Source organism: Bartonella sp. OT172YNZD, assembly GCF_042193725.1.
Classification (GTDB): domain Bacteria; phylum Pseudomonadota; class Alphaproteobacteria; order Rhizobiales; family Rhizobiaceae; genus Bartonella; species Bartonella grahamii_A.
In genome coordinates this window covers 1-2947 of record NZ_JBHILZ010000042.1, presented here as the reverse complement: position 1 = coordinate 2947, position 2947 = coordinate 1, and the positions used below count along the sequence as shown (strand labels likewise).

Below are 2947 nucleotides of genomic sequence, written 5' to 3'. Positions count from 1 at the left end.
CCGCATCATATTCCATGCTGCTTCACTGCCCGCAACATCAGCTATTTCTCGCAATAAGGCAGGAAAATCGCTATAGACTTCCTCTTGCATACATGCTTACCCCTCGCTTTTTACACTTTTACGGATTTTCCGCCCCCAAACATTCATCACTTCTCTAAAATCGCTCCCATTCATCTCGCCCAAAGCTTTACCACTTAACGCCATAACACTTTGATGAAAAGCCCCAAGCTCAAACACAGCATCCGGATTTAAACACTTCCATTGGGCACACAAAATGGAAATGCTTGGTTTCTTCCTCCATGAATCTTCGCGGTTTTTCCCTCTCCAGTCAACCCCACCCTCACGCTGCAACCAACCTTTCAACGCCTCAATGGCTCTGCATGCATCATCGCTATCGCGTAAAAAGCGAATATGATCAACGCCTGTCTGTCTTTTCACAAAGGCAAGCAACGCCTTATCTGAACGATCACGGATAATGCCAAGATTCCACCCAGCAATCCAGAGCGCCTGGAGCTTCTTGGCATATTTTCCCTCTAAAAGCTTGCCATTGACCTCACCCCCATATGCTCGCATTTCTTGCATCACAAAGCGCTGTTCTGAAAAATTCAAATCTTTTGCCGATTGCTTGCCTGTCAATCGAAAAAGCAGTGCGCGATAGGTCTCATCATCAAGACCTAACGCGCGTTTGCCCATATGAATAGCCGCTAAAGACATGGTATCCCCTTATTATCTCCCTTTTATGTCTTGGCTAAATCAAGCGTCACAGCCCGCCAAGGGCTTTCCAATGTATCGCGCTCATAAAAACGCACATATTCCTTAGATGTCGTCACACGAATAGCTTCACGAATGGCACGCATCGCCTCTTTCCAGCGTGGATCATCAATATCCAAACGCAGCAACATAAAGATTTCCCCCCGATTCACCTTACCTTCTTTATCCGTATTAAAAGCACGCGTAATAATCGCACGGATTTCAGGGCGTGCATCCGCAGACCACTCATTCAAACACTCATCAAGAAGGCTTTTGGCAATTTGCAATTGCGGTCCAAAATCAACACTTTCCTGAACTTGCACCTTAATGCGTTGCAAACCATCAAAGCTTGTGTAAGTACAATTGCCCTTTTTGCCACGCCGCTCCACACCATATTCTTGCGCAAGCAAGCTATCAAAACCACTCAAATCCGCAATCGTATGGCTGTTAAAACGTGCAATCCTTGCCGATAATTCTTTCGCAAAACTCATAATTTTGCGCACCGTTTCATCCTCAAGCAAATCCGCAGGGCGGATTAGGCTTACTGGCACCAAAGCCCCTTTCGCATCCTTCATATAACGCGTACCTTCAAGTTCAATTTGTGGATTCATCACCAACTTCCTCCTGTGTTTTTTGAAACCGACGAAACGGTAAAACAGAACCCGATAAAGGGTCATATCCCGCTTTCAATTGCCAACGACACCGCATAAGCTCATGACCTAAAATATGATTATAGCCCGCGAGACGACGCAAATAATCATTCAATTCTCGAACATCTTTCGCACTCAGAAAAATGCCCTCCATTTCATGCTTGAGTAAAGCAGAACGCAAAGCAACCAAGCAATCTCTCACCATATAAGGGTTCCGTTCCATCATTTTCCGCCTCCAAAATCCATATGAATAACCGTTCCTTTCTCACCCTCATCACTCTTGGCATGAAGCGCTTGGCTACAACGTAAAGCTTCCACAACTTGGCCTTCCAAAACCGCATCAGCCTCCCCCAAACGGTGAACACTCAACTCCAATTCAAGCAATAACGCCAAATCAACACACAATTTAAGCTTTTCTCCAATATCAAAACCGCATTGATAATCGTCATAAAGACCAACAAGCGTATCGGATAATTCTTTGTCGCATAAAGGGATCATGCCAATTCCTCCACGTCACGGTTTTTCCATGCCGCTTTGACATGTTTAAGGGTCACCTCACACCCATCTCCAAGCGCTGCCATGCGTGCCAACATCATGGTTTTGTCAATTTGCCGCAAAGCTCCTGCTTTCAAACCAATTCCCGTCAAAAACTTTATCGCACCAACATCTTCAATCCCCCAATCATGAATGCGCGCTGCAATATCCTCACTATAGGGCTTGCGACGCTTCAAATGCATCGCCAATCGGCTTTTAATTTGCGCATAAGAGGGACCATTTTGACGATGAACCAACCGTCCAGAGATTTCATCATTGCCAACCAAAGCCAACCCCGTACCATTGATATCAACAAAGTGGCGCAACTGATTAATCGCTTCATCCGTTAAATTTTGCGCCTCATCAACGATCAACAACGTGCCACTGCCCACGCGCTCTAACTTTTTGCCAATCGCACGCGTTAAGCGGGTGGGATTATATTCCACCACCTCCAATTCTGCTGCCATATCATTCAAAATACCATGAACACTACGCGTATGCGGGCTTGCTGTCACAAGGTAAACATGCGGGCGGGTCGCGCGGTAATGGCGGCAGGTTTCGGTCTTACCACTGCCCGCATCAAGCGTAATCATCACCATATCCCCCGTACTTTGCGCCAGTGTTAAAGTATCAATGATCTCACTAGCAATTCGATTCCTCTGAAAAGCCGGCTTTTCAGGAATGCGCTCCAAAAACCCCGCTGTTTCCTTTAAAACCTCAACCCATTGTTGAACCTTCGCATTTTGCTTCCCCAACTGTCCCGCATAACTGCCCGCATACCATTGCGAAAACGTCCCATCCGGCATGCCTATGCGCCGCGCCACTTCCGCCTTAGACCAATCATTCATTTGTCCTAAAGCTCTCACTGAATCCACAAGCTCATTCCATAAAGCAATGTCATCACTGTTGCGGTTTTGTGCTGTTCCATTGGGCTGAATTTTAGGTCGCGCCCAAGGATTTTTATCGACCGTTGCATTTATCGCGTTTTTCATCTATAATCTCCCTCTCGTATT

5 protein-coding genes are annotated in these 2947 nt (G+C 46.3%); all 5 read right to left on the bottom strand.

Translation table 11 applies throughout. The annotated features are described in order from the left end of the window. Positions 1-96: 96 nt before the first annotated feature. Genes ACFIJS_RS08730 through ACFIJS_RS08710 form a run of 5 tightly spaced genes read right to left on the bottom strand, consistent with a single transcriptional unit; the run spans position 97 to position 2926 of the window. Positions 97-714 (bottom strand): phage protein GemA/Gp16 family protein, encoded by a 618-nt coding sequence (locus tag ACFIJS_RS08730; RefSeq protein ID WP_375651218.1) that lies wholly within the window; start codon positions 712-714, stop codon positions 97-99. Positions 715-737: 23 nt separating this feature from the next. Beyond that, complete coding sequence (locus ACFIJS_RS08725; RefSeq protein WP_375651216.1) at positions 738-1361, bottom strand: DUF3164 family protein; 624 nt, start codon at positions 1359-1361, stop codon at positions 738-740. Then, a complete protein-coding gene (locus ACFIJS_RS08720; protein WP_375651220.1) occupies positions 1345-1623 on the bottom strand; it encodes a hypothetical protein in 279 nt (92 codons plus the stop codon). Before ACFIJS_RS08720 ends, ACFIJS_RS08725 begins: the two co-directional genes overlap by 17 nt. Further along, complete coding sequence (locus ACFIJS_RS08715; protein ID WP_375607958.1) at positions 1623-1898, bottom strand: hypothetical protein; 276 nt, start codon at positions 1896-1898, stop codon at positions 1623-1625. The genes ACFIJS_RS08720 and ACFIJS_RS08715 overlap by 1 nt, the downstream gene beginning before the upstream one ends. Next, the gene (locus ACFIJS_RS08710) at positions 1895-2926 is read right to left on the bottom strand and encodes an AAA family ATPase (protein WP_375618796.1); all 1032 of its coding nucleotides are present in this window, start codon (positions 2924-2926) and stop codon (positions 1895-1897) included. The genes ACFIJS_RS08715 and ACFIJS_RS08710 overlap by 4 nt, the downstream gene beginning before the upstream one ends. Between the last annotated feature and the right edge of the window lie 21 nt (positions 2927-2947).

Excerpts from the sequence above, each read along its gene's own strand:
- ACFIJS_RS08710 (WP_375618796.1), bottom strand. The coding sequence starts at position 2,926 with ATGAAAAACGCGATAAATGCAACGGTCGATAAAAATCCTTGGGCGCGA.
- ACFIJS_RS08715 (WP_375607958.1), bottom strand. The coding sequence starts at position 1,898 with ATGATCCCTTTATGCGACAAAGAATTATCCGATACGCTTGTTGGTCTT.
- ACFIJS_RS08730 (WP_375651218.1), bottom strand. The coding sequence starts at position 714 with ATGTCTTTAGCGGCTATTCATATGGGCAAACGCGCGTTAGGTCTTGAT.
- ACFIJS_RS08725 (WP_375651216.1), bottom strand. The coding sequence starts at position 1,361 with ATGAATCCACAAATTGAACTTGAAGGTACGCGTTATATGAAGGATGCG.
- ACFIJS_RS08720 (WP_375651220.1), bottom strand. The coding sequence starts at position 1,623 with ATGGAACGGAACCCTTATATGGTGAGAGATTGCTTGGTTGCTTTGCGT.